This window comes from Micromonospora sp. NPDC048905, from assembly GCF_040649655.1.
Classification (GTDB): domain Bacteria; phylum Actinomycetota; class Actinomycetes; order Mycobacteriales; family Micromonosporaceae; genus Micromonospora.
In genome coordinates this window covers 70,086-91,480 of record NZ_JBEZFV010000018.1, presented here as the reverse complement: position 1 = coordinate 91,480, position 21,395 = coordinate 70,086, and the positions used below count along the sequence as shown (strand labels likewise).

The following is a 21,395-nucleotide window of genomic DNA, read 5'->3' as shown; positions in this document are numbered from 1 at the left end:
ACCTCCGGGAAGATTCGGTACGGGGACGGGTGCGCTACGGGGTGGTGCGAACGGTGGCGTGCTGGCGGTCGGCGGCGTGTGAGCTGCCGCGGTGCGCGTCGGTGCTGGCGGTCGGCGGCGCGGCGACAGCGGCGCTCGGAAGACTCGGTGCGCCGCTGGCGGTGGACCGAGCGTCCTGGGTGAACGTGCGTCGAGTCAGCGGCACGGTAGGCGACCTTTCCGAGGCGCGGGACGGGTGTGGTGGCCGCCCGAGCGGTGGTCGGGGGCCGGCTGGTGGCGGCGCATCGATGGCGGCGGGTCGTCAGCGGAAAACACGCACGGCGGGTGCGATGGTGGTGGAGCAGGGTCGCCGTGGACGCGATGGGCTGCCCGGAGGCCTATCGCGGCACATCGATGTGATCGCTAACATAGTTGGTCGTTAACACGCCCGCAACCCCCGAGTGCACCGCGCCGATCGCCTCGCCGCCTCGGCCCGGTGGCAGCACGCCGTGACCCCTGGTCGGCGCCGGTCGAGGGGATCGCCGTCGGTCCGGAATGGACGCGGATGGGGCTTCTGACCACCAGAAGATAACAGCGCGTAACGGGCAGCCGATGCCGGCGGGCGGTGACCGCCCCGTTGACGTCGGCTGCACGGCTCAGTACGTTGCATCGTAAATCTTGGATGTCGTCGTCGCTACATCCTTGCGGCGATGTCGTTACGACGGGCGCTCCGCATCGCCCAAAAGTCCAGGTCAACCGCCGAGGAAGGCATCGACCAAGATCTGTTAGCGCTAACACGGGTGCCGCCCGTGCTCCGTCCCACGCGCACGGTGCAGCTCGTTCGACCGGCAACCCGGATGGCGGTGACTCGTCGACTCGACGCGGACCTCGCGCACAGCGCACTCTCTCTGGGAGTAATCGTGAAGGTGAGAACCCGAGCCACCACCACCCCCACCCTCAGGCGGGCCGTCGCCTGGCTGGCGAGCCTCGTCTGCGTCCTCGCACTGGTCCCGGCCAGCGCCGTCAAGGCGGACAATCCGATCGTTCAGCACGTGTACACCGCTGATCCGGCCCCGATGGTCCACGACGGCCGGGTGTATCTGTACACGGGTCATGACGAGGACGGGTCGACGAATTTCACGATGCGTGACTGGCGGGTGTTCTCGTCGGCGGACATGGTGAACTGGACCGATCATGGATCGCCGATGAGTCTGGCGACGTTCGCCTGGGCGGATGCCAACGCGTGGGCCGGTCACGTGGTCGCGCGCAACGGGAAGTTCTACTGGTACGTGCCGGTCCGGCAGCGGTCGAACGGACAGATGGTGATCGGCGTCGGCGTGGCGGACAGCCCGACGGGGCCCTTCCGGGACGCGCTCGGTCGGCCCCTGGTGGGCAACAACGAGATCGACCCGAACGTGTTCGTCGATGACGATGGGCAGGCGTACCTGTACTGGGGTAATCCGGGTCTGTGGTACGTCCGGCTGAACGCGGACATGATCTCCTACTCGGGCAGCGTGACGCGGATTCCGTTGACGACCGCGGGTTTCGGCACTCGGACGGGGAACGCCTCTCGGCCGACCCTGTACGAGGAGGGGCCGTGGGTGTTCAAGCGCGGCGGGTTGTACTACAACGTGTTCGCGGCGGAGTGTTGTTCGGAGTTCATCGCGTACTCGACGGCCCCCGGTCCGACCGGGCCGTGGACGTACCGGGGGACGATCATGCCGCGGCAGGGCGCCAGCTTCACCAATCACGCCGGGGTCGTCGACTTCAACGGTGGCTCGTACTTCTTCTATCACAACGGGGCGTTGCCCGGTGGAAGTGGTTACACCCGGTCGGTGGCGGTGGAGAGGTTCTCCTACACCTCCACCGGGATGTTCCCGACGATCACGATGAGCACGACCGGTGCGCCGCAGGTGGGGACGCTGAACCCGTACGTGCGCCAGGAGGCCGAGACGATCGCGTGGGGCTCGGGGATCGAGACGGAGGTCGCCAGCGAGGGCGGTATGAACGTCGGGTGGATCGAGAACGGCGACCACGTCAAGGTCAAGGGCGTCGCCTTCGGCGCGGGCGCGACGTCGTTCACCGCACGGGTCGCCTCGGCCACCAGCGGTGGGCGTATCGAGGTCCGCCTCGACAGTGCCAGCGGCCCGGTCGTGGGCACCTGCACCGTGGGCGGCACGGGCGGCTGGCAGACCTGGACCAGCACGACCTGCGCGGTCACCGGCGCCACCGGCACCCATGACCTGTACCTCCGCTTCGCCGGCGGTAGCGGCAACCTGTTCAACATCAACTGGTGGCAGTTCGGCGGCACCGGCGGCAGCGGCACCGTGCTCACCAACGGTGACGTGGAGAACGGCACGACCGGCTGGGGTGTGCACGGCAGCGGGACGCTCTCCCGGAACACGTCGGTCGCCCACGGCGGCAGCGGGTCGCTGTCGATCACCGGCCGGACCGGGGCGTGGAACGGCCCCGGCCAGGACGTGACCTCGAAGCTCACCAACGGCAAGAGCTACACCACGAACGTCTGGGTACGGGCGCAGAGCGGCACGCCGTCGGCCAAGGCGACCCTGTCGCTGACCGCGAACGGTACGACGAACTACGTCCAGCTCACCCCGGCCGTGGGGGTGAACGTCAACGGTTGGACCCTGCTCACCGGCACGACGACCGTGTCGTGGAGCGGCACGCTGTCCAACGCGACCTTCTACGTCGAGACGGCGGCGGGCACCGACAGCCTCCTCGTCGACGACGCCTCGTTCCAGTGACGCGTGCTGCCGGAGCCGGCTGCGGACGGCTCCGGCAGCACAACCCCGGCCGGGATGACCGGAGCGGCCCGCCCGCGACGGCGGATCGTTACGACTTGACGAACGGCATGTTATCGCTCACAGTCGATGTTTGAGGGCGGCCGCACCTGTGGTTCACCGGGCGAGCCTGCTGGTCGCACCTCGGAGCACAACGTCCGCCCAGGGCATGCCGGACGTCGTGTCGGGGTCTCCCACCACCGGTGCCGTGCTGGCGACCGGGCTCTCGTTCGTCCTGGTGTCGCCACCGCGAGCCGACCCGTCTCCATCACCGAACCACCACAGACAAGGAATTCGCATGAATCACAAGAGAGTCCTGCGATTGGCGGTGACCGTCGCTGCCACCGGCGCACTCGCCGCCGGAATGACGATGACGCTGACCTCCACGGCCAGTGCCGGCACGACCCTGAAGGCGTCGGCGGCCGAGAAGGGCCGTTACTTCGGCGCGGCCGTCGCGGGGCAGAAGCTGTCCGACAGCACGTATGTGACGATTCTGAACCGCGAGTTCAACAGTGTCGTGGCCGAGAACGACATGAAGTGGGACGCGACCGAGCCGCAGCAGGGTCGGTTCAACTACACCGGTGGTGACCGGCTGGTCGCGCACGCGCAGGCCAATGGTCAGAGTGTGCGGGGCCATGCGCTGTTGTGGTATCAGCAGCAGCCGGGTTGGGCGCAGAACATGTCCGGCAGTCCGTTGCGCAGCGCGATGATGAACCACGTCACGCAGGTCGCGACCCACTTCAAGGGCAAGATCCATTCGTGGGACGTGGTGAACGAGGCGTTCGCCGACGGTAACAGCGGTGCGCGGCGTGACTCGAACCTGCAGCGCACGGGCAACGACTGGATCGAGGCGGCGTTCCGGGCGGCGCGGGCCGCGGATCCGGGTGCGAAGTTGTGTTACAACGACTACAACACCGATGGGATCAACGCGAAGTCGACGGGTATCTACAACATGGTGCGGGACTTCAAGTCCCGTGGTGTGCCGATCGACTGTGTGGGGTTCCAGTCGCACCTGGGCACGTCGTTGTCCAGTGACTACCAGGCGAATCTGCAGCGTTTCGCCGATCTCGGTGTGGACGTGCAGATCACCGAGCTGGACGTGATGAGTGGCGGCAACCAGGCCAACATCTACGCCGGGGTTACCCGCGCGTGCATGAACGTCTCGCGGTGCACCGGTATCACCACCTGGGGTGTGCGCGACTGTGACTCGTGGCGTGGGTCGGACAACGCCCTGCTCTTCGAGTGCAGTGGTAACAAGAAGGCCGCGTACACGAGCGTCCTGAACGCCCTCAACGCCGGCCCGGGCATCACCCCGTCGCCCACGACGCCGGGGCCGACGACCCCGGGGCCGACGAGCCCTCCGCCGACGAGCCCGTCGCCCACGACTCCTCCGCCGACGACCCCTCCGCCGGGTGGTTGCACGGCATCGGTGTCACTGAACTCGTGGACCGGTGGTTTCGTGGCCAGCGTGAAGGTCACCGCCGGCGCGGCCGGCACGAACGGCTGGAACGTCAGCGTCACGCTGCCCAGCGGTGCGAGTGTCACCAACACCTGGAGTGCGACGGCCAGTGGCTCCACCGGCACGGTCCGGTTCACCAACGTCAACTACAACGGCCAGCTCGGCGCCGGCCAGGTCGCCGAGTTCGGCTTCCAGGGCACCGGCAGCGGGGCTGGCATCACACCCACCTGCGCCGCCTCCTGACCGAGCACGACTGACCGACCCGTCCCCGTCGGCCGGTGTGCGGGACCGTTCCTGGTCCCGCACACCGGCCGTTCGCGGTGCACGAGCCGATCAGGAGTACGGCAGCCGCACCACCGACTGGTTGCCGATGCCCACGGTGCTGGGGTTGTTGCCGATCGCGGACCAGATCTCCACCCGGACCGTGCCGTTGCTCAACGTGCCCAACGTGCCGGTGGCCGAGGCCAGGCCGGCGCTCTGGGTGTAGCGCTCGTAGCCGGGCACCGGGTCGGTGGCGAAGTACCGCAGGGTCTCCACCCGGTCCCAACTGCCGTTGCCGGTGAGGTCGTAGGAGATCCGCACCTGCACACCGTTGCCGACCGCCGTCCCGGCATCCACGAGCAGGTCGAACGCGGTCTGCCCACCGGAGTAGGCGAGGTTCAGGCCGGTCGCCGTGAAGACCTGCGCGTTGGTGGGCGTACCGTCGTGGTTGCCGTTGGCTGCCGCGACCGTCGTCGTGGCCGCGCTACCGGCCGCGCCCAGCCCGCCCCCGGGCAGCAGGTACCGGGTGGGACCGCCCGTCGCCGGCGGCGTCGTGGTCGGCGGAGCGGTGGTCGGTGGGGCCGTCGTCGGTGGGGCGGTCGTCGGTGGGGCCGTGGTCGGTGGGGCGGTCGTGGGTGGGGTGGTCGGCGGTACGCCGCCGGACGCGTTGCCACCACTCCAGGTGTACGCCCCGGTGGTGGCCGTCCGGCCCGCCGCCACGGTGAGTCTGGTGCCGTTGGAGAACGTCACGGTGATCGGCGCGGCGGTCGGGTTCGAGGCCACGTAGGTGCGTGCCCCGTTGCGGGAGAACACCGCCGACAGCGGGTGGTTGCCGGTCACCGTCGGGTCGACGGACCCGAGGGCCGCGAGGTTGCGGATCCAGTGGAAGGTGTGTGCCCGGCTCTCGCCCTCCTCCGGGGTGTAGCCGGGGTTCGCGCGGAGGTTCGCCAGCGCCGCGTCGGGGTCACCGAGGGCCTGGAACTGCCAGAGGATGTCCTGCCACACCGTCGGTTGCCCGCCGTTGTTGCGGACCAGTTCGGCGTAGTTGGTCCGCACGTACGCCGGGTTGTTGCCCAGGTAGAGGTGTCCACCGGTGACCGGCAGCAGGTTGATGCCCTGGATCATCTCCGGTTCGCCGCTGAACCAGGTGGCGTACGCGCCGCCGTCGCCCCAGACCATGCCGACCGTGGAGTGCCCGAAGGCGGCGGGGAAGTTCTGGTCGCTGGAGTCGAACCAGTACTCCTGGATGGCGGCGGCCTGCGTGGTGTAGAGGAAGACACCGGCGTCACGGACGGCGGTGTTGCCGGTGACCTGCCCCCACTGGATCAGGGCGTTGGCGAAGTTCATCCCCTCGGACGAGGACTCCTGGTTGTTTCCGGAGCCGAACGAGCCGTGCCCGGACGCCCAGTCGTGGCCGGCGTAGATGTCGAAGTCCCGCAGGTAGGGGAAACGGGTGTCGCCGCGCTGGTAGTTGTTGGCGTCGCGGATCAGCAGGTCCACCATGCCGCCGTAGCGGCTGGCGGTGGCCCACGTCGGGTCGAACTTGGCGAGCGTGGCGGCGGCGGCGATGAAGTAGCCGTAGTGGAAGTGGTGGTCGTTGAGTTCCTGGTCGGAGCCGTACGACGCCGGATAGCCGATCAGGGTGCCCCAGTTGTTGTCGTAGTAGAAGACCCGGCTGGTCTTGCCGCTGGACGCGGTGAACCAGTCGGTGAGCGTGCCGCGGATGGCGTTCAGCGCGCTGTCGCGCGTCGTGGTGTCGTTGACCTGGTCGGCGATCTCGGCGATCCGGGCGGCCCGGCCCAGCCCCTTGCCGGTCCAGTACGTGTCGGTGCCGCGCTGGTCCATCGGGTTCGCGCGGGTGGCCGCGAGCTGGCTGTTCAACGTGGCCAGGTCGCTTCCGCTACCGTCGCCGACGGCCGGCAGCTCCGGCAGGACGCCCTGGAAGGTCATGGCGGTGCGGAACTGGTTGACGCCGGTGAGCACCTTCATCCGGCCGCGCGCCGACGGGTAGGTCGGGGTGATGGCGGTGGACCCGCTCAGCGACTTCCACTGGTGCGGGTAGAGGCTGACCACGGTCTGCGTGGCGGAGCCCTCCCGGGCGGTCGTGGTGAACGCGTACGTGGTGGTCAGGCCGCTGGTCGACGGGTTGTACGCGTACGACACCTGGGTGCCGGTCACGTGGGCGTGGGCGTACCGGCCGTAGGTCGCGGCCAGGTCGGCGCGCTCCGTGGCGCTGGACGTCGGTGGCAGCAGGGCCACGGAGAAGTAGCCCCGACCGGCGAGGGTGGACGAGATCCGGCCACCGGCGACGGTCCAGCTGGCGCCGCTGGGCGCGTACGCGACGTAGTCGTGCCCGTTGACCCGGAACCCGATGGTGGCGCCGCTGGCGGACCACACGTCGGGGGTGCCGGCGGTGCCGATCACCGCGTCTCCGCCGGTGGTCTGGAAGTACGCGAAGGGCAGCCCGTGGCCGATGGTGGCGCGCATGGTGCGGGTGCCGTCGCTCCAGTGTGGGCTGACCGTCCAGTCGGTCCAGCCGTCCACCCTGACCTGGGGTGCGCCGAGCCCGGCCACGCCGACCCGGATGTCCTGCACGTACGGGTAGTGGTACTCACCGACGCCGGTCGCGGTGCCGCTGATGGTGGGCGTGGAGTTGGCGGAGAAGCCCAGGCCGTCGGTGAAGGTGTCGTACGAGATCGGGTGAGCGTGCAGTGGTTCGCTGAAGGAGCAGTCGGTGCGCTTCCACAGCAGCGAGGACCACCAGTCGTTCGTGGGGATCGGCCCGGCGGGCGCGTTGGCGGTGGCGAACTGTCGGGGGTTGCTGGCCATCGCGCCGCAGCCGCTGGGGAGCGCGCCGACCGGGGTGGTGGTGTAGCTGCCGGCGCCGACAGGTGCGGCCTCGGCGGCGCGGCTGACGGGGATCGTGAGACCGCCGACGACCAGGGCCAGGGCGGTCGCGATGGCCAGGGCCCAGCGGCGGTGGGGGACGGGAGGTTTCATGGTGCCTCCATCGCGCGCCGGGGTGCGGCAGGTGCCGGGTCCGACGCGTTGCGTCTGAATTAGGGAGAAGGTCAGGCGAGAGAGCGCTCTCACGGCAACGGTAGTGGAGCACCTAGATCCCCGTCAATGTGTCAAACCCGTTGCGTGCGGATGTCGCTAACCGCCAGCGCCCGCGTCCGACGCGACGACCGGCGCGCCGCCGTCGTCGAGGTCGCCCAGGAGCGCCTCGGGCGCGCGCATCCGCCACGCGTCGGTCACCAGCTCGCGCAACCGCTCGACATCGACCGCCGCCAGCCGCACCAGCACCAGGGGCAGTCCGGCGTAGCCGGGCGTGGTGAAGAAGAGCTCGGGCTCGCCGAGCACGAGCGCCTGCTTCTCGGCCTCGTCGCCGACGAACAGCACGGCGATGTCGAGTCGGATCACCCGGGGCTGTCCGGGGACGCGCTCCGGGTAGGACCAGATGAAGCCCTTGTCCGCCACCCGGAAGTCGAAGCCGTCACTCGGGATCTCCACCGTGTGCGGCAGGGCCAGCGCCACCCGGCGTACGTCGTCGGCGTCAGCCACCAAGGCCCCCCGCACCACACACGATCAGCATGTGCCGAGATTACGCGGTGGACAGGTCGACGGCGGTGGCGCCGAGGACGGCCCGGTTACCGTCCTCCTGCACGTAGCCGACCACCGAGGCCCCGCGAGGATCGAGATCGGGTGGTGTCGCCACCTCCACCCGTCCCCGCTCGGCGCGCAGGTCCACCGACGTGAAGGCGCGGACGACGTTGTCCTGTCGCAGCGTCCGCCCGGCGTTCTCCCCCCGGGCGATCTCGCTGTCCAGCCCACGTTCCACGATCGCCACGTGCAGCACCGCGCCCTCCGGCGGCGGCGCGCTCTGGTAGTCCACCGCCACCCGTCCGCCGAGGTCCTCCGCCCGGAGCGTGACCGCCGTGGTGGCGCTCGACGCCAGGGCGGACGCGATCGCACCCGCCGCACGCCGCCGGTCCGATCCGACGAACTCGACGGTGCCGTTGACGACCATCTGCGGTGTGTACAGACGCCCGGTGCCAAAGGCGCGGGCGTACGCCTCCTGCCGTGCGGTGTACGCCGCGTCCGCGAAACGGTCGGGCCAGCCCAGGTCGTCCCAGTAGTCGACGTGGAATCCGAGGGCGAAGACCGGCTGTCCCCGATCCCGGGCGTCCCGCTCGATCTCGGTCAGCACCTCTTCCGCGGGAGGGCAGCTCGAGCAGCCCTGCGAGGTGAACATCTCCACGACGGCGAAGCCGAGGTCTGTCGACGGGTTCGTCACCTGGCACGCCTCCTCCCGCGTCTCGACCGGCGGCGGTGCGTTTCCCGTTACCGCCGGGACAATGCGCGCGGCGTCACCTGACCTCGGCCGCGCGGTGAGCGGTGGCGGGGCGGGTGATTGGATGACCGGATGCAGATCACCGTGACAGACGCGCCGGAGCGGGAGCGATTCGAGGCGCGCGACGAGGCGGGGACGATCGCCGGGTTTGTCACCTACCAGTTGACCGGCAGCATCATCGCCTACACCCACACCGAGGTCGACCCGGCGTTCGAGGGCAGGGGCGTCGGCTCGACCCTGGCCCGCGCGGTGATGGACGACGCACGGGCCAGGAAGCGGACGGTCGTACCCATCTGTCCGTTCCTCGCCGACTGGCTGGTCAAACACCCGGAGTACGAGGGCATCGTGGTCCGGTCCACCCGAAAGATCAAATAGAGTGCGACGAGCCTGACCCGCGGTCGGCGCGGCCGCCTCGACGGTCAGGCGTCGGCGCGGGCGGCGAGGGCGTCCACCAGCCGGCGGGTGGAGCCGGCCAGGTTCCAGCGGCCGGCGAGTTCGAGCAGCCGGTCCGGATCGACAGGAGCGGTCGGCAGCGCGGTGGGCAGTTCCGGCAGCGGCACGTCCAGCGCGACCCGGACCACCGTGGGCGCGACGGCCAGGTAGTCGCGGGCCGCGGCCAGCTTGGTACGCAGGCCCGGTGCGAACGACGAGTCGGAGTCGTCGAGCGCGGCCAGGATGCCGGCGATGTCGCCGTAGCGCTCGATGAGCCGGGCCGCGGTCTTCTCGCCGACGCCCGCCACGCCGGGCAACCCGTCGCTGGGGTCGCCGCGCAGCGCGGCGAAGTCGGCGTACCGGTCGGCGGACACGCCGTATCGGGACCGGACCGCCGCGTCGTCGCAGTCGTCGAGCTTGCTGACGCCGCGCCCCACGTAGAGCAGCCGGACCGGCCGCGCGTCGTCGATGAGCTGGAACAGGTCCCGGTCGCCGGAGACCACCTCGACCGGGCCCGGCTGGGTGACCGAGAGCGTGCCGAGCACGTCGTCGGCCTCGTAGCCGGTCGCCCCGACGGCGGTGATGCCGACCGCGGCGAGCACCTCCAGGATCATCGGCACCTGCGGGGACAGGGTGTCCGGGACGATCTCGCCGCCCTGCGGGGCGACCCGGTGTGCCTTGTAGGACGGCAACAGCTCGACCCGCCAGGCGGGACGCCAGTCGTGGTCCAGGGCGCAGACCATCCGGTCGGCGCCGCGTCCGCGGATGAGGGTGGCGAGCATGTCGAGGAAGCCACGCACCGCGTTGACCGGGGTGCCGTCCTCGGTGCGGGCGGTGGACTCCGGGATGCCGAAGTAGGCCCGGAAGTAGAGACTGGCTGCGTCGATCAGCAGGATCGGGGGTTGGTGTGCCACGCCGGACAGCCTGGCACAAGCCTCCGACGATCCGGGGTACGCCCGGCCGTCGGCGGTGTCAGCGCCGCTCGTCGTGCCGGTAGACGGTCGCGCGCCGGGCCAGGTGCTGCACGACGTAACTGGTCACCAGCAGCAGGATCGCGACAAGCACCTCGACCCAGGCCGCGACGCCGTCGGCCACGGTGACACCGATGATCAGCAGGACCAGGCCGACGAGCGCGAGCACTCCCGCCCACAGTTGGCGGCGTCGGCGGGTCGCCGCCCGGTCCTCCTCGTTCGGTGCCACGTGATCCTCCCGGCCGGCGACGCCCGCGCGGGCATCCCGGATCCAGGCTATGGCCCCGTCCGCCCGTTCGAACGGGAAATCACGGTGCCTGTGGGTGGCCCGGCCACGCCGTCGCGTCGGGGCAGCCAGGTCGGATCGTCATCGATACGCTCGTCGCGCAGCCGCGTCAGGACGGACCCGGCAGCCGGCCGGGTGCCGTGACGCGGGGAGAGTCGATGGACGAGTCGGGGGCGCGCCGAGCAGAGCTGCTCACTCAGGTGCGAGCCGTGTTGGCCCCGGGCGAGACCCTGCGGGAGGCGTGCTGGGTGGGCCGCGTCCCGGGCCGCCGGTCGGCGGGGGAGGTGTTCCGTGCGGCGTTCAACCCGCTGCGGGTGGCGGAAGGGCTGGCCGGTGACGCCGTCGGGGTGACCGCATCCACCGGGCCGGGGGTGGAGTGGTACGAGGCGGCCCGCAACGGGGTGCTCGGCGGTCCGCCGGGTTCGTTGGCGGTCGGGCTGGACGAGCAGTTGCCCGAGCCCAGCGTGGTGCGCGTGCTGGCGTTGACACACCGCCGGGTGTTGGTGCTCCGCCGCCGCGCGCGACCGGTCGGGACGCAGCTGGCCGCCGGTGGCGGTCTGCGGGATCGCCTGTCGGCGGCGGCCAGCCAGGTGCGGGCGGCCTGGCAGGGACCCGGCCCGGTGGACCGCCACGCGCCACTGGAGGTGGCCTGGCAGGTGGGTCTGGAGTCGTTGGTCCGCCTCGACGCGCTGCCCGGCGGCATGCTCGGGCGTCTCGCCCTGCTCTTCGTGGACGGGTCGTGGATCGTGCTCGGCCCGCCGGACTCCGCGACCGCGTTGCGGATGGCGGCGGCGCGCGCCGGGTGATCCGCACGGCCCTCGTGGCCGCGGCTGGCCGAGAGTGCCTCCTGCGGTGCCGCCCTCACCGCCGAACGGCGGTGACCGGCGACGCGACGGGGCGCGGTTCGTCGTGGTCGGTGAGGTCGCGCAGGTGGCGGACGGGGGAGAGCAACAGCACCAGCGGCGCGCACACCAGTGTCGCCGCGAAGACGAACAGGGTGGCGCGGGCGCCGAGCGGGCCGGCCAGCGCGCCGGCGACCAGCCCGCCGACCGGGATCGCGCCCCAGGAGACGAACCGTACGGTGGCCATCACCCGGGAGAGCAGCTCGGGCGGGCTGGCGATCTGCCGGTACGTCCGGGTGGTCACGCTCAGCACCACCGTCCCGAGGGAGAAGACGACGCTGCCGGTGGCGAAGGCGGCGTACGCCGGCCAGCCGGTGCCCCAGGGGAGCAGGAACGAACCGGCGACCGTGGTGAACGCGGCGGCGAGCAATGCTCGGGCGGTGCCGATCCGCGCGGTGATGAGCGTGGTGAGCGCGGCCCCGACCAGTGCCCCGACTCCCTCGACGGCGAGCAGCACCCCGACCAGGCCGGCTGGTGCGTTCAGCTCGCGGAAGAGGTAGAGCGGGAAGAGTGCCAACTGTGCGCCGCAGACGAGGTTCATCGCCGTCGCGGCCCACATGCTCGGTCCGATCACCGGGTGGTGCGCGACGAAACGCCAGCCGGCGCGGATCAGCTCGCCGACCGGCGGCCAGCGGTCCGGCGCGTCGACCCGACCGGCGGGCAGCGTGCGCAGCAGTGCCGCCGAGACGAGGTAGCTGGCCGAGTCGACGAGCAGGGTGGGCACCGCGCCGAGCGTCTGCACCGCGAGCCCGCCGAGGGACGGGCCGCTGAGCAGGGTCACGGCGTGGGTGCCCGACGTGAGGCTGTTGCGCGACTGCAACTGCTCCCGTTCCACGATGCTGGGCAGGAAGGTCGAGTTGGCCACGTCGAAGAGCACGTTGGCGAAGCTGACCACGAGCGCGGTGACCACCAGGTGGGCGACGGTGAGGTGCCCCCACCACCAGGCAAGAGGTATGGACGCGACGGCGACCGCGCGGGCCAGGTCGGCGCCCACCTGGGCGCCGCGCAGCGGCAGGCGTTGCACGATGACGCCGGCGGGTAGCCCGATCACGAGCCAGGCGACGTAGCTGGCCGCGGTGATCACGCCCAGCTGGAACGCGGAGGCGTCGAGCACGGTGAGCGCGGTCAGCGGCAGGGCCACCGAGCCGACCGCCGATCCGACCATGCTGGTCGTGCCGGCGGTCCACCAGCGCCAGAAGGCTCCGGCCCGATCGTCGACGCGCATGTCGTCGGCCCCCGTTCGTCGAACCAGTGCGTTCCAATCTGGAACGCACTATAGTCGGTGGGGACCGACGGAGGTAAAGGGTGCGGCGAGAGGATCTCGCCGATGCGGACTGCGGCATCGCGCAGGCGCTCGGCGTGCTGGGGGATTGGTGGACGTTCCTCATCGTGCGCGACGTCGCCGGGGGAACGACCCGCTTCGACGCGCTGCAACGCGAGCTGGGCGTCAGCCGGCGGGCGTTGACCGAACGCCTCGCCGCCCTGGTGCAGCACGGGGTGCTGGAGCGTCGGTCCTACTCGCGGCACCCACCGCGCTACGACTACCTGCTCACCGTTCGGGGCGAGGGGCTGCTGCCGGTGCTGATCGCCCTACAGGACTGGGGAACGAGGCATCTCATGGGTGACGGCGAGCTGACCGCGACGGCCGACGCCGACTCCGCCGAGGCGCAGCGGGCGCACCACCTGGTCGGGCGGCGACTGCCCGAGGTAGCCCTGCCCGGTCCCGGCGGTCGGCCGGTCGCGTTGGCCACGATGGACACCTGGGCGGTCCTCTACCTCTTCCCCGGGGCGTACGCGCCGGGAACGCCCGGCTACCCGCCGGGCTGGGGGGAGATCCCCGGCGCCCGGGGCTGCACCCTGGAGTCGCGCACGTACGCCACGCGTCACTCGGACTTCCAGGCCGCCGGGGTACGGGTGCACGGGATCAGCACCCAGCGCCCGGACCAGCTCGCCGACTTCGCCGCGTACGCCGAACTGCCGTTTCCGCTGTTGTCCGACGAGGATGGCCGCCTGGCCGCGGGCCTGCTGCTGCCGGTCTTCCGGGCCGGCGGGGTGACCCGGTTCAAGCGGCTGACGCTGCTCGTCGACCCGACGGCGGTGGTGCGCGCCGTGCAGTTCCCGGTCACCGACCCGGCCGGCTCGGTGCAGGAGATGCTCACCCTGGCCCGGGAACACGCGGCGGTCCCCGGCTGACGCCTGGGCGTCGACCGGGGACCGGGGACCACGCCGGTCAGGCCGGGAGCGTCCAGCGCTGGTTGGCGCCGGCGAAGCAGTCCCAGATCTGCAGCCGGGTTCCGTCGGCGGAACTGTTGTCCGTGACGTCCAGGCACTTGTTCGACTGCGGGTTGCGCAGGGTGCCGTTGGACTGCGCCTGCCACACCTGGGCGCCGCTGCCGTTGCACTCCCAGAGCTGGACCTTCGCGCCGTTGGCGGTGGAACCACTGGCGATGTCGGCGCACTTACCGAGGGCCCGCAGCGTGCTGTCGCCGGCCACCGTCCACGTCTGCGCGGTGGTGCCGTTGCAGCCGTAGAGCTGGATGGCGGCGCCGTTGGCGGTGCTGGCCGCGGCCACGTCGACGCACTTGCCGCCGAGGCCGGTGATCCGGCCGGTACGCCCGGTCGGCGGCGGGGTGGTGCCGCCCATGATGGTGTCGTACATGGCGCTGAGCAGTGAGGTCGAGCCGCTGGTGTCCTGGCTCAACTCCCAGTTCATCACGCCGCCGGCGTTGGCCAGCGCCCACTGCGTCTTGCGCTTGACCGTCGGGATGCCGTTCCAGCACTGCTGCGACCCGCCGATGGTGGCGCAGTCCCGGTTGGCGTTCGCCGGGTCCAGGCCGACGATGTACGAGTAGTTGTAGTACACCGGGCGGCTGTAGAAGGGGATGCCGAGCACCGCCTTGCTGGCCGGCAGACCGCGCGCCTTCCACAGGTTGATGCTGTTGATCGACCAGTCGTAGTTGGCGTGTGGGCTGCCGCCGTCGTACGCCATGATGTTGAGCCAGTCGACCTGGTTGAAGACGGCGGTCTGCACGCCCTGCACGCTGCCGCCCTCGGAGACCACGGCGGCGGTGAGCAGCTTGCCGCGGCTGTGCATGGCGCTGCCGAGCTGCGTCATGAGCGCCGTGTAGTTGTTGGCCGAGGTGCCCGGGTCGGGGTACTCCCAGTCCATGTCGACGCCGTCGAGGTTGTACTGGTTGACGAAGTTGACCAGGTTGTTCACGAAGTTGGTCCGGCTGCCGGAGTTGGCCGCCAGGGCTTCGAAGGCCGAGTCGTTGCCGTCGTTCCAGCCGCCGACCGCGATCGAGACCTTGACGTTGTTGGCGTGTCCCTGCGAGACCAGCGAGGACAGCCGGCCCCCGTCGACTCCCTGCAGGCTGCCGTCGGCGTTGGGCAGGATGAAGGCGTAGTTGATGTGGGTGAGCTTGTTGTACTGGATGGTGTTGATGTTGCCGGCCCAGGAGGGCATGTAGCCGACGCTCTTGAAGTTGTTCGGCAGCACCACGGCCTGCGCGGCGGTGGAGGTGACGGTGAGGGTGGCGCCGGCGGTGGCCAGCGCGAGGAAGCCGGCGGCGAGGGCGCGGCGCAGTGGTGAGGACATCGGGGGCCTTCCCGTGGGCGGGGGACGACACCCGCCCACGCGGGTTGTCGCGGACGGGCGGTGCGGGACGCAGGAACGGGTGGGCCTCGAGGCAGCCAAATCTTAAAGAGTGTTAACTGTCCGCGTCAATCAACATCTGTGAATTCCCCGACACTGGTGCCGATATGGGGGTTTACCCAAACGACCGTTAAGCTGATGGCGTGGGACTCGACGAGCTGTACCCGCCGGACCGGCTGATCGCCGCGCAGCGCGCCACCGCCGCTGCGGGGCTGGACGCCCTGCTGCTCACCCCCGGTTCCGACCTGCGGTACCTGACCGGCTACGACGCCCACGCGGGGGAGCGACTGACCTGCCTGGTGCTGCCCGCCCAGGGCGAGCCGACCCTCATCGTGCCCACGCTGGAACGCCCGGCGGCCGAGGCGGCACCGGCCACCGGCGTCCGCATCGTCGACCACCTCGACGGCACCGACCCGTACCCGCTTGTCGTCGCCGCCCTCGACGGCCCGCCGGCGGCGGTGGGGCTGGCCGACCGGATGTGGGCCGAGCAGGTCCTCGCGCTGCGGGCCGCCCTGCCCGGTGCCGCGCAACGCCTCGCCGGCGAGGTGCTGGGCGAGCTGCGCGTGCGCAAGTCCCCGGCGGAGGTGGCCGCGCTCGCCGAGGCCGGCGCGGCGATCGACGAGGTGCACCTGCGGATGGGGCAGTGGCTGCGCCCGGGGCGCACCGAGGCCGAGGTCGCCACGGACATCGCCGCGGCGATCCGGGCCGCCGGACACGTCCGGGTCGACTTCGTCATCGTGGCGGCCGGGCCGAACGGCGCCAGCCCACACCACGGCACCTCGGACCGGCCGATCGGCGTCGGAGAGCCCGTGGTGGTCGACATCGGCGGCACGATGGCCTCGGGATACCGCTCGGACTGCACCCGCACCTACGTGGTGGGCGGGCCGGCGCCGGCGGACTTCCTGGACTACTACGCGGTGCTGCACGACGCCCAGCGCGCCGCCGTCGCCGCGGTGCGGCCTGGGATCACCGCGACGGCCGCCGACGCCGCGGCCCGGGACCCGATCGCCGCCGCCGGCTACGGCCGCGCGTTCCTGCACCGCACCGGCCACGGCATCGGTCTGGACGGTCACGAGGAGCCCTACCTGGTGGCGGGCAACGACCGCCCGATCGAGGCGGGGATGGCGTTCTCCATCGAGCCGGGCGTCTACCTGGCGGGCCGGCACGGCGCCCGCATCGAGGACATCGTCGTCTGCACCACAGACGGCGTGCAACGGCTCAACACCACCCCCACGGAGCTCATCGCGCTATGACTGTCGACCGGATCCTCCCCACCGACGAGGCCCACGACCTGCTGGGTCTCGCCACCGAGCTCGCCGACCGCGAGCTCGCGCCGAACGCCACCGCCTTCGAGGAGCGCGCCGAATTCCCCCGCGGCGTACTCCGGACCCTGGGCCGCGCCGGCCTGCTCGGCCTGCCCTACCCCGAGGAGTACGGCGGCGCGGCCCAGCCCTACGAGGTCTACCTGCAGGTGCTGGAGATCCTGGCCAGCCGCTGGCTCGCGGTCGCCGAGGCGGTCAGCGTGCACACCCTGTCCTGTTACCCGGTGTTCGCGTTCGGCACCGACGAACAGCGCAAACTGCTGCCGGACATGATCGGCGGCGAGCTGCTGGGCGCGTACTGCCTCTCCGAGCCGCAGGGCGGCTCGGACGCGGCCGCGTTGAGCACCCGGGCGGTTCGCGACGGGGACGCGTACCTGGTGTCCGGCACCAAGGCGTGGATCACCCACGCGGGGACGGCCGACTTCTACAACATCTTCTGCCGCACCGGGGGACCCGGGCCGAAGGGGATCTCCTGCCTGCTCGCCGACGCGGGCACGGCCGGCATTCAGCCACAGGCCGCCGAGCGGACGATGGGACTGCGCGCCTCGCCGGTGGCGCAGATCGTCTTCGACGAGGCGCGGGTGCCGGCGGACCGGCTGATCGGCGGCGAGGGCGCCGGCTTCACCATCGCCATGTCCGCGCTCGACTCCGGTCGCCTGGGCATCGCCGCCTGCGCGGTGGGGCTGGCCCAGGCGGCGCTGGACTACGCGGTGTCCTACGCCCGGGAGCGGCAGCAGTTCGGCCGCTCCATCATCGACTTCCAGGGCCTCGGGTTCCTCCTCGCCGACGCGGCCACCCAGATCTCCGCCGCCCGCGCGTTGACCCTCGCCGCGGCCCGGCTGCGCGACGCCGGCCGCCCGTACGCGATCGAGGCGGCCAAGGCGAAGCTCTTCGCCACCGACATGGCGATGCGGGTGACCACCGACGCGGTGCAGGTGCTCGGCGGCGCAGGCTACGTGGCCGATCACCCGGTGGAGCGGTACATGCGTGAGGCCAAGGTGTTGCAGATCGTGGAGGGCACCAACCAGATCCAGCGCCTGGTGATCTCCCGGGCCCTCGCCCAGGGCTGAGGTCGGCCTGTGCTGGTGGGGCCGCGGCGAAGCCGCCGCGGCCCGCCGCTCGGGTGCCGCGTAGGGCGCTGCGTCGCCGTGCGGCGGTTTTCCCGGTAGGTTGCACGCCGTGGAGGAGATCGACCGCGCTATCGTCGCCGCGCTGACCGCCGACGGCCGACTGTCGTACACCGACCTGGCCGAGAAGGTGGGGCTGTCGGTGTCCGCCGTGCACCAGCGGGTGCGCCGGCTGGAGCAGCGTGAGGTGATCAAGGGGTACGCCGCGCGGGTGTCGTTCGAGGCGCTGGACCTGCCCCTGACGGCGTTCGTGGCGATCCGCCCGTTCGACCCGTCGCAGCCGGACGACGCGCCGGAGCGTCTCGCGCACCTGCCCGAGATCGACTCCTGCTACTCCGTGGCGGGGGAGGACTTCTACATGTTGTTGGTGCGGGTGGCCAGCCCCACCGACCTGGAGCGGTTGCTGCAGGAGATCCGCACCTCGGCCAACGTGACGACCCGGACGACCGTGGTGCTGTCCACCCCGTACGAGAACCGGCCGCCGAAGGTCACCGCTGCGGTATCGAGTCGGTCGCGGTCCCGGGCGCCGGAGGAGCCGGCTGGTTCCACCGCAGGATGACCTGCCGGCCGTGCTCGTGACCGAGCGCGCTGACCGTGGCGGTTTCCAGGCGCAGTCGTCCGCCGGCGGACGGGGGCAGGCCGATCCAGCGAGCGCCGAGCACGCGCAGGCTGTGCGCGTGGCCGACAAGCGCGACGGTGCCACGGTCGAGCAGTGGGGTGACCCGGGCCAGCACCCGGTCGAGCCGTTCGCCCACCTGCGCGGGTGACTCTCCGCCGGGGCAGCCGTCGGTCCAGATGTTCCAGTGCGGGTCGTCGGCGTGGATGTCGACGGTGGTGCGGCCCTCGTACTCGCCGTAGTTCCACTCGCTGAGGTCCTCGTCGACCCCGTCGACGGTGAGCCCGGCCAGCTGCGCGGTGCGCAGCGCCCGGGCGCGGGGGCTGGCCAGCACTGTCGCGAACCGCCGGCCGGCGAGGAACGCGGCGAGGGTGCGGGCCTGCCGCTCGCCGTCGGGGGTCAGCTCGAGGTCGGTGTACGAGGTGTGCCGGAGGCTGGCGCTCCAGGTGGTCTCGCCGTGCCGGATCAGCAGGAGCTCTCCCATACGGCCAGTTAACCATCGCGGCCGTTGCCGGCAGGCGACCCTCCCTCAACCTATCTTCCTAGGATGCCTGAGCGGGTGTGCCGACCGGCACCACCGGTTTCGGCACCCGGAGACCGGGCAAGCGAACGAGGACAACCGCCAGACCGAGGAGGCGCGATGAGCTTCACCGAGAAGGCCAAGAACAAGGTCGAGCAGATGGCCGGCGCAGCACGTGAGCGCGTCGGCGACATGACCGACAACGAGCGGATGCGTGGCGAGGGCGCCAGCCAGGAGAGCGACGCGCGCGCCAAGCAGGCCGGTCAGAACGTCAAGGACGCCGGTCGCAACATGAAGGACTCCTTCACGAAGTGACCTGAGCGGTCCACGGGTCCCCGGGCGGCATGACCGCCCGGGGACCTGTCGCGTGCTGCGGTTAGTGTCGGCCGGTGACCGTGCTGCGTTCCCTGGTGTTGTTCGCGCTGGCCGCGGTGGCCGAGATCGGCGGCGCCTGGCTGGTCTGGCAGGGCTGGCGGGAGCAGCGTGGGCTGTGGTGGATCGCCGCCGGCGTGGTGGCGCTGGGCTGTTACGGCTTCGTCGCCACGTTCCAGCCGGACGCGAACTTCGGCCGGATTCTGGCCGCGTACGGCGGGGTGTTCGTGGCCGGCTCGTTGGGCTGGGCGATGGTGGTCGACGGTTTCCGTCCGGACCGGTGGGACCTGGCCGGTGCGGCGCTGTGCCTGCTCGGCGTGGCGGTCATCATGTACGCCCCCCGCGGTACCTGAGACCCTTGCCGCCCTGCGCTTCGGGGACGGTGAGCGTTCTTCGCTTCTGCGATGATCGGCGGCGTGAATCGACCTCGGCTTCGCTTCCGGTGGGGCGTACTGGTGGCGGCGGCTGTCCTCGGCAGCGCCGCGTGCTCGGCGTCCCGGGTGCCCCCGACGGAGCGCCCGGCCTTCGTCGGCTCGTCCGCCACCACTGCGGCCCCGTCGGCCAGCGCCGCCGCACCGGCTGTCCCGGGTGCGACGCGGGTGGGGACCCGGGCACCGGTGGTGGATCACGGCCCGCGTACCGGCGCCAAGGTCGCGTTGACCTTCGACGCGGACATGACCGACGGCATGCTGGCCAGCCTGCGGGCCGGCCGCGTGAAGTCGTACGCGAACCTGCGCATCCTCGACCTGCTGGAGCGGGAAGAGGTGCCGGCGACGTTCTTCCTGACCGGCAAGTGGGTGCAGCGGTATCCGGATGTGGCGCGGCGGATCGCCGGCAATCCGCGCTTCGAGTTGGCCAACCACACCTACGGGCACGCGGCGTTCACCGCTGACTGCTACGACCTGCCCTCGCTGCCGGTGGACAAGTTGGCCGCCGACGTGGCGAAGACGTTCGAGGTGATCAAGCCGTACGGGGGTCGGCAGACCCGGTACTTCCGTTTTCCGGGGTTGTGCCACGACGCGGCGACCCTGGATGCCCTGGCGCCGCTGGGTGTGACTGTCGTCGACGGGGACGTGGTCAGCGGCGATCCGTTCGCGACCGCGTGGAAGCCGCTGGTGCGGGCGGTCCTGGACCACGTCCGCCCCGGGTCGGTCGTGATCATGCATGTGACCGAGGCGAACGCGGCGATGACCGATGAGGCGTTGCCGCACATCCTGGCCGGGCTGCGGGAGCGCGGGCTGGTGCCGGCGCCGTTGTCCGAGGTGCTGGCGAAGGGCTGAGGCTCAGCTTTCCGGTACGTCGTCGACGGTCAGGACGATCTTGCCGCGGCGGGATCCGCGCTCGGCCGTCTGGTGTGCGTCGGCCGCCTTCTCCAGGGGGAAGGTCGCCTCGATCGGCACCCTGAACCGGTCCTCGGCGAACAGTTCGGCGACGGCGCCGAGACCGTGCCGGCCGTCGGGCTCACCGGCCAGTTGGCCCATGGACAGGCGGATGCCGTACGTGGGGGCGGTGAAGTCGGCGAGGGTGACCACTGCTGTGGGGTCGTCGGTGAGGCGGAGCAGTTCGCTCAGGGACCCGGCGCCGGCGACGTCGAGGGCGCGGTCGATCCGGGTCACTCCCAGGGCGTCGAGGCGGTTGGTGAGGTCGGGGCCGTAGGTGACCGGTGTCGCCCCGAGCTGGCGGAGGAAATCGTGGTTCTCGGCGCGGGCGGTGCCGATGACGTGGACGCCACGGGCGGCGGCGAGTTGGACGGCGATGCTGCCGACACCGCCGGCGGCGCCGTCGAGGAGGAGCGTCATGCCGGGCCGCAGGTCCAGCAGGTCGAGGGCCCGGGTGGCGGTCTCGATGCTGGTGCCCGCGGCGCCCGCCTGGGCCCACGGCATGGCGGTGGGCTTGTGCGCCCAGAGCTGGAGTACCGCGAACTGTGCACTGGCGCCGCCGAGCCGGGCCAGTTCGACGATGCCGAAGACGTGGTCGCCGACTGTCACGCCGTCGACGTCGTCGCCGATCTCGTCGACGATTCCGGCCGCGTCGACGCCGGGGATGTGTGGCAACGGTAGCTGGGCGCTCATCGGGGTGCGGCCGGAGCGGAGGCCGACGTCGACGGGGGAGACCCCGGCGGCGTGGACACGGATGCGGATCTGGTCGGCCCGCGGTTGTGGCGCGTCGGTGGTGCCGAGGTGGAGTACGTCGGGACCGCCGAACTGGTTGTACTGCACGGCGAACATCAGGGGCTCCTCTGCCTGGTTGACATGGTGGTAGTCGTACCGTAGGCCGGAAACGGAGCAGCTGTTCCGCTGTGGGGTCAAGTGAGAGTGGGGCGAATCGGGGATGTCTCAGA

At 71.2% G+C, this 21,395-nt stretch carries 21 protein-coding genes; 11 read left to right on the top strand and 10 right to left on the bottom strand.

All coding sequences use genetic code 11. From position 1 onward, the window contains the following. Nucleotides 1-34: 34 nt before the first annotated feature. The gene (locus AB0C01_RS31090) at nt 35-205 is read right to left on the bottom strand and encodes a hypothetical protein (protein WP_357249579.1); all 171 of its coding nucleotides are present in this window, start codon (nt 203-205) and stop codon (nt 35-37) included. A gap of 751 nt (nt 206-956) precedes the next feature. Between AB0C01_RS31090 and AB0C01_RS31085 the strand changes: the two genes are divergently transcribed. After that, nucleotides 957-2,741 (top strand): family 43 glycosylhydrolase, encoded by a 1,785-nt coding sequence (locus tag AB0C01_RS31085; RefSeq protein WP_357572849.1) that lies wholly within the window; start codon nt 957-959, stop codon nt 2,739-2,741. A 400-nt stretch (nt 2,742-3,141) separates the two neighbouring features. Then, nucleotides 3,142-4,479 (top strand): endo-1,4-beta-xylanase, encoded by a 1,338-nt coding sequence (locus AB0C01_RS31080; RefSeq protein WP_357572848.1) that lies wholly within the window; start codon nt 3,142-3,144, stop codon nt 4,477-4,479. Between the two features lie 90 nt (nt 4,480-4,569). Here the strand turns inward: AB0C01_RS31080 and AB0C01_RS31075 are convergent, their stop codons facing one another. From AB0C01_RS31075 to AB0C01_RS31065, 3 genes are all read right to left on the bottom strand, one after another. Then, the gene (locus tag AB0C01_RS31075) at nt 4,570-7,497 is read right to left on the bottom strand and encodes a glycosyl hydrolase (protein WP_357572839.1); all 2,928 of its coding nucleotides are present in this window, start codon (nt 7,495-7,497) and stop codon (nt 4,570-4,572) included. Nucleotides 7,498-7,653: 156 nt separating this feature from the next. Then, the gene (locus AB0C01_RS31070; RefSeq protein WP_357572838.1) at nt 7,654-8,061 is read right to left on the bottom strand and encodes a hypothetical protein; all 408 of its coding nucleotides are present in this window, start codon (nt 8,059-8,061) and stop codon (nt 7,654-7,656) included. A 40-nt stretch (nt 8,062-8,101) separates the two neighbouring features. Then, a complete protein-coding gene (locus AB0C01_RS31065; protein ID WP_357249564.1) occupies nt 8,102-8,794 on the bottom strand; it encodes a DUF1223 domain-containing protein in 693 nt (230 codons plus the stop codon). A gap of 129 nt (nt 8,795-8,923) precedes the next feature. On the opposite strand from AB0C01_RS31065, the gene AB0C01_RS31060 reads away from it, so the two are divergent. Continuing rightward, entirely contained in the window at nt 8,924-9,226 is a 303-nt protein-coding gene (locus tag AB0C01_RS31060; RefSeq protein ID WP_357572837.1) for a GNAT family N-acetyltransferase, read from the top strand. A gap of 44 nt (nt 9,227-9,270) precedes the next feature. Here AB0C01_RS31060 and AB0C01_RS31055 read toward each other — a convergent pair whose 3' ends face one another. Both AB0C01_RS31055 and AB0C01_RS31050 read right to left on the bottom strand, forming a co-directional pair. Further along, entirely contained in the window at nt 9,271-10,197 is a 927-nt protein-coding gene (locus AB0C01_RS31055) for a 5'-3' exonuclease (protein WP_357572836.1), read from the bottom strand. A 58-nt stretch (nt 10,198-10,255) separates the two neighbouring features. Next, nucleotides 10,256-10,483, bottom strand: a complete 228-nt coding sequence (locus AB0C01_RS31050) for a hypothetical protein (RefSeq protein WP_357249556.1) — start codon at nt 10,481-10,483, stop codon at nt 10,256-10,258. A 215-nt stretch (nt 10,484-10,698) separates the two neighbouring features. On the opposite strand from AB0C01_RS31050, the gene AB0C01_RS31045 reads away from it, so the two are divergent. Next, nucleotides 10,699-11,346 carry a hypothetical protein gene (locus AB0C01_RS31045; protein ID WP_357249553.1) on the top strand — a complete coding sequence of 216 codons (648 nt, stop codon included), beginning with the start codon at nt 10,699-10,701 and terminating at the stop codon, nt 11,344-11,346. A gap of 55 nt (nt 11,347-11,401) precedes the next feature. Here AB0C01_RS31045 and AB0C01_RS31040 read toward each other — a convergent pair whose 3' ends face one another. Beyond that, entirely contained in the window at nt 11,402-12,667 is a 1,266-nt protein-coding gene (locus tag AB0C01_RS31040) for an MFS transporter (protein ID WP_357572835.1), read from the bottom strand. An 80-nt stretch (nt 12,668-12,747) separates the two neighbouring features. Here AB0C01_RS31040 and AB0C01_RS31035 point away from each other — a divergent pair, with 80 nt between their 5' ends. Further along, nucleotides 12,748-13,635 carry a winged helix-turn-helix transcriptional regulator gene (locus tag AB0C01_RS31035; protein ID WP_357572834.1) on the top strand — a complete coding sequence of 296 codons (888 nt, stop codon included), beginning with the start codon at nt 12,748-12,750 and terminating at the stop codon, nt 13,633-13,635. Between the two features lie 37 nt (nt 13,636-13,672). Here the strand turns inward: AB0C01_RS31035 and AB0C01_RS31030 are convergent, their stop codons facing one another. Next, nucleotides 13,673-15,040 carry a glycosyl hydrolase family 18 protein gene (locus AB0C01_RS31030; RefSeq protein WP_357572833.1) on the bottom strand — a complete coding sequence of 456 codons (1,368 nt, stop codon included), beginning with the start codon at nt 15,038-15,040 and terminating at the stop codon, nt 13,673-13,675. A 200-nt stretch (nt 15,041-15,240) separates the two neighbouring features. Here AB0C01_RS31030 and AB0C01_RS31025 point away from each other — a divergent pair, with 200 nt between their 5' ends. The 3 genes from AB0C01_RS31025 to AB0C01_RS31015 all read left to right on the top strand — a co-directional run bounded on the left by AB0C01_RS31025 (nt 15,241) and on the right by AB0C01_RS31015 (nt 18,105). Continuing rightward, nucleotides 15,241-16,350, top strand: coding sequence for a Xaa-Pro peptidase family protein (locus tag AB0C01_RS31025; protein ID WP_357249542.1), 1,110 nt, complete (start codon nt 15,241-15,243; stop codon nt 16,348-16,350). Beyond that, nucleotides 16,347-17,489 (top strand): acyl-CoA dehydrogenase family protein, encoded by a 1,143-nt coding sequence (locus tag AB0C01_RS31020; protein WP_357249539.1) that lies wholly within the window; start codon nt 16,347-16,349, stop codon nt 17,487-17,489. Before AB0C01_RS31025 ends, AB0C01_RS31020 begins: the two co-directional genes overlap by 4 nt. 109 nt (nt 17,490-17,598) lie before the next feature. Then, entirely contained in the window at nt 17,599-18,105 is a 507-nt protein-coding gene (locus tag AB0C01_RS31015; protein ID WP_357249536.1) for an Lrp/AsnC family transcriptional regulator, read from the top strand. Here AB0C01_RS31015 and AB0C01_RS31010 read toward each other — a convergent pair. Further along, nucleotides 18,035-18,646, bottom strand: coding sequence for a histidine phosphatase family protein (locus tag AB0C01_RS31010; protein ID WP_357249533.1), 612 nt, complete (start codon nt 18,644-18,646; stop codon nt 18,035-18,037). The two genes, AB0C01_RS31015 and AB0C01_RS31010, sit on opposite strands and share 71 nt — an antisense overlap. A 156-nt stretch (nt 18,647-18,802) precedes the next feature. Between AB0C01_RS31010 and AB0C01_RS31005 the strand changes: the two genes are divergently transcribed. The 3 genes from AB0C01_RS31005 to AB0C01_RS30995 all read left to right on the top strand — a co-directional run bounded on the left by AB0C01_RS31005 (nt 18,803) and on the right by AB0C01_RS30995 (nt 20,334). Beyond that, nucleotides 18,803-18,997 carry a CsbD family protein gene (locus tag AB0C01_RS31005; RefSeq protein WP_124856785.1) on the top strand — a complete coding sequence of 65 codons (195 nt, stop codon included), beginning with the start codon at nt 18,803-18,805 and terminating at the stop codon, nt 18,995-18,997. Between the two features lie 74 nt (nt 18,998-19,071). Continuing rightward, the gene (locus AB0C01_RS31000; RefSeq protein WP_357249529.1) at nt 19,072-19,407 is read left to right on the top strand and encodes a YnfA family protein; all 336 of its coding nucleotides are present in this window, start codon (nt 19,072-19,074) and stop codon (nt 19,405-19,407) included. Between the two features lie 63 nt (nt 19,408-19,470). After that, a complete protein-coding gene (locus tag AB0C01_RS30995) occupies nt 19,471-20,334 on the top strand; it encodes a polysaccharide deacetylase family protein (protein WP_357572832.1) in 864 nt (287 codons plus the stop codon). 3 nt (nt 20,335-20,337) lie between these two features. Here the strand turns inward: AB0C01_RS30995 and AB0C01_RS30990 are convergent, their stop codons facing one another. Continuing rightward, complete coding sequence (locus AB0C01_RS30990; RefSeq protein WP_357572831.1) at nt 20,338-21,282, bottom strand: NADP-dependent oxidoreductase; 945 nt, start codon at nt 21,280-21,282, stop codon at nt 20,338-20,340. Nucleotides 21,283-21,395 lie beyond the last annotated feature (113 nt).

What these genes read in the sequence shown, in the direction of transcription:
- AB0C01_RS31080 (WP_357572848.1), top strand. Translation starts at nt 3,142, where the DNA reads ATGACGATGACGCTGACCTCCACGGCCAGTGCCGGCACGACCCTGAAG.
- AB0C01_RS31075 (WP_357572839.1), bottom strand. Translation starts at nt 7,497, where the DNA reads ATGAAACCTCCCGTCCCCCACCGCCGCTGGGCCCTGGCCATCGCGACC.
- AB0C01_RS31060 (WP_357572837.1), top strand. Translation starts at nt 8,924, where the DNA reads ATGCAGATCACCGTGACAGACGCGCCGGAGCGGGAGCGATTCGAGGCG.
- AB0C01_RS31045 (WP_357249553.1), top strand. Translation starts at nt 10,699, where the DNA reads ATGGACGAGTCGGGGGCGCGCCGAGCAGAGCTGCTCACTCAGGTGCGA.
- AB0C01_RS31040 (WP_357572835.1), bottom strand. Translation starts at nt 12,667, where the DNA reads ATGCGCGTCGACGATCGGGCCGGAGCCTTCTGGCGCTGGTGGACCGCC.
- AB0C01_RS31030 (WP_357572833.1), bottom strand. Translation starts at nt 15,040, where the DNA reads ATGTCCTCACCACTGCGCCGCGCCCTCGCCGCCGGCTTCCTCGCGCTG.
- AB0C01_RS31020 (WP_357249539.1), top strand. Translation starts at nt 16,347, where the DNA reads ATGACTGTCGACCGGATCCTCCCCACCGACGAGGCCCACGACCTGCTG.
- AB0C01_RS31010 (WP_357249533.1), bottom strand. Translation starts at nt 18,646, where the DNA reads ATGGGAGAGCTCCTGCTGATCCGGCACGGCGAGACCACCTGGAGCGCC.
- AB0C01_RS31005 (WP_124856785.1), top strand. Translation starts at nt 18,803, where the DNA reads ATGAGCTTCACCGAGAAGGCCAAGAACAAGGTCGAGCAGATGGCCGGC.
- AB0C01_RS30990 (WP_357572831.1), bottom strand. Translation starts at nt 21,282, where the DNA reads ATGTTCGCCGTGCAGTACAACCAGTTCGGCGGTCCCGACGTACTCCAC.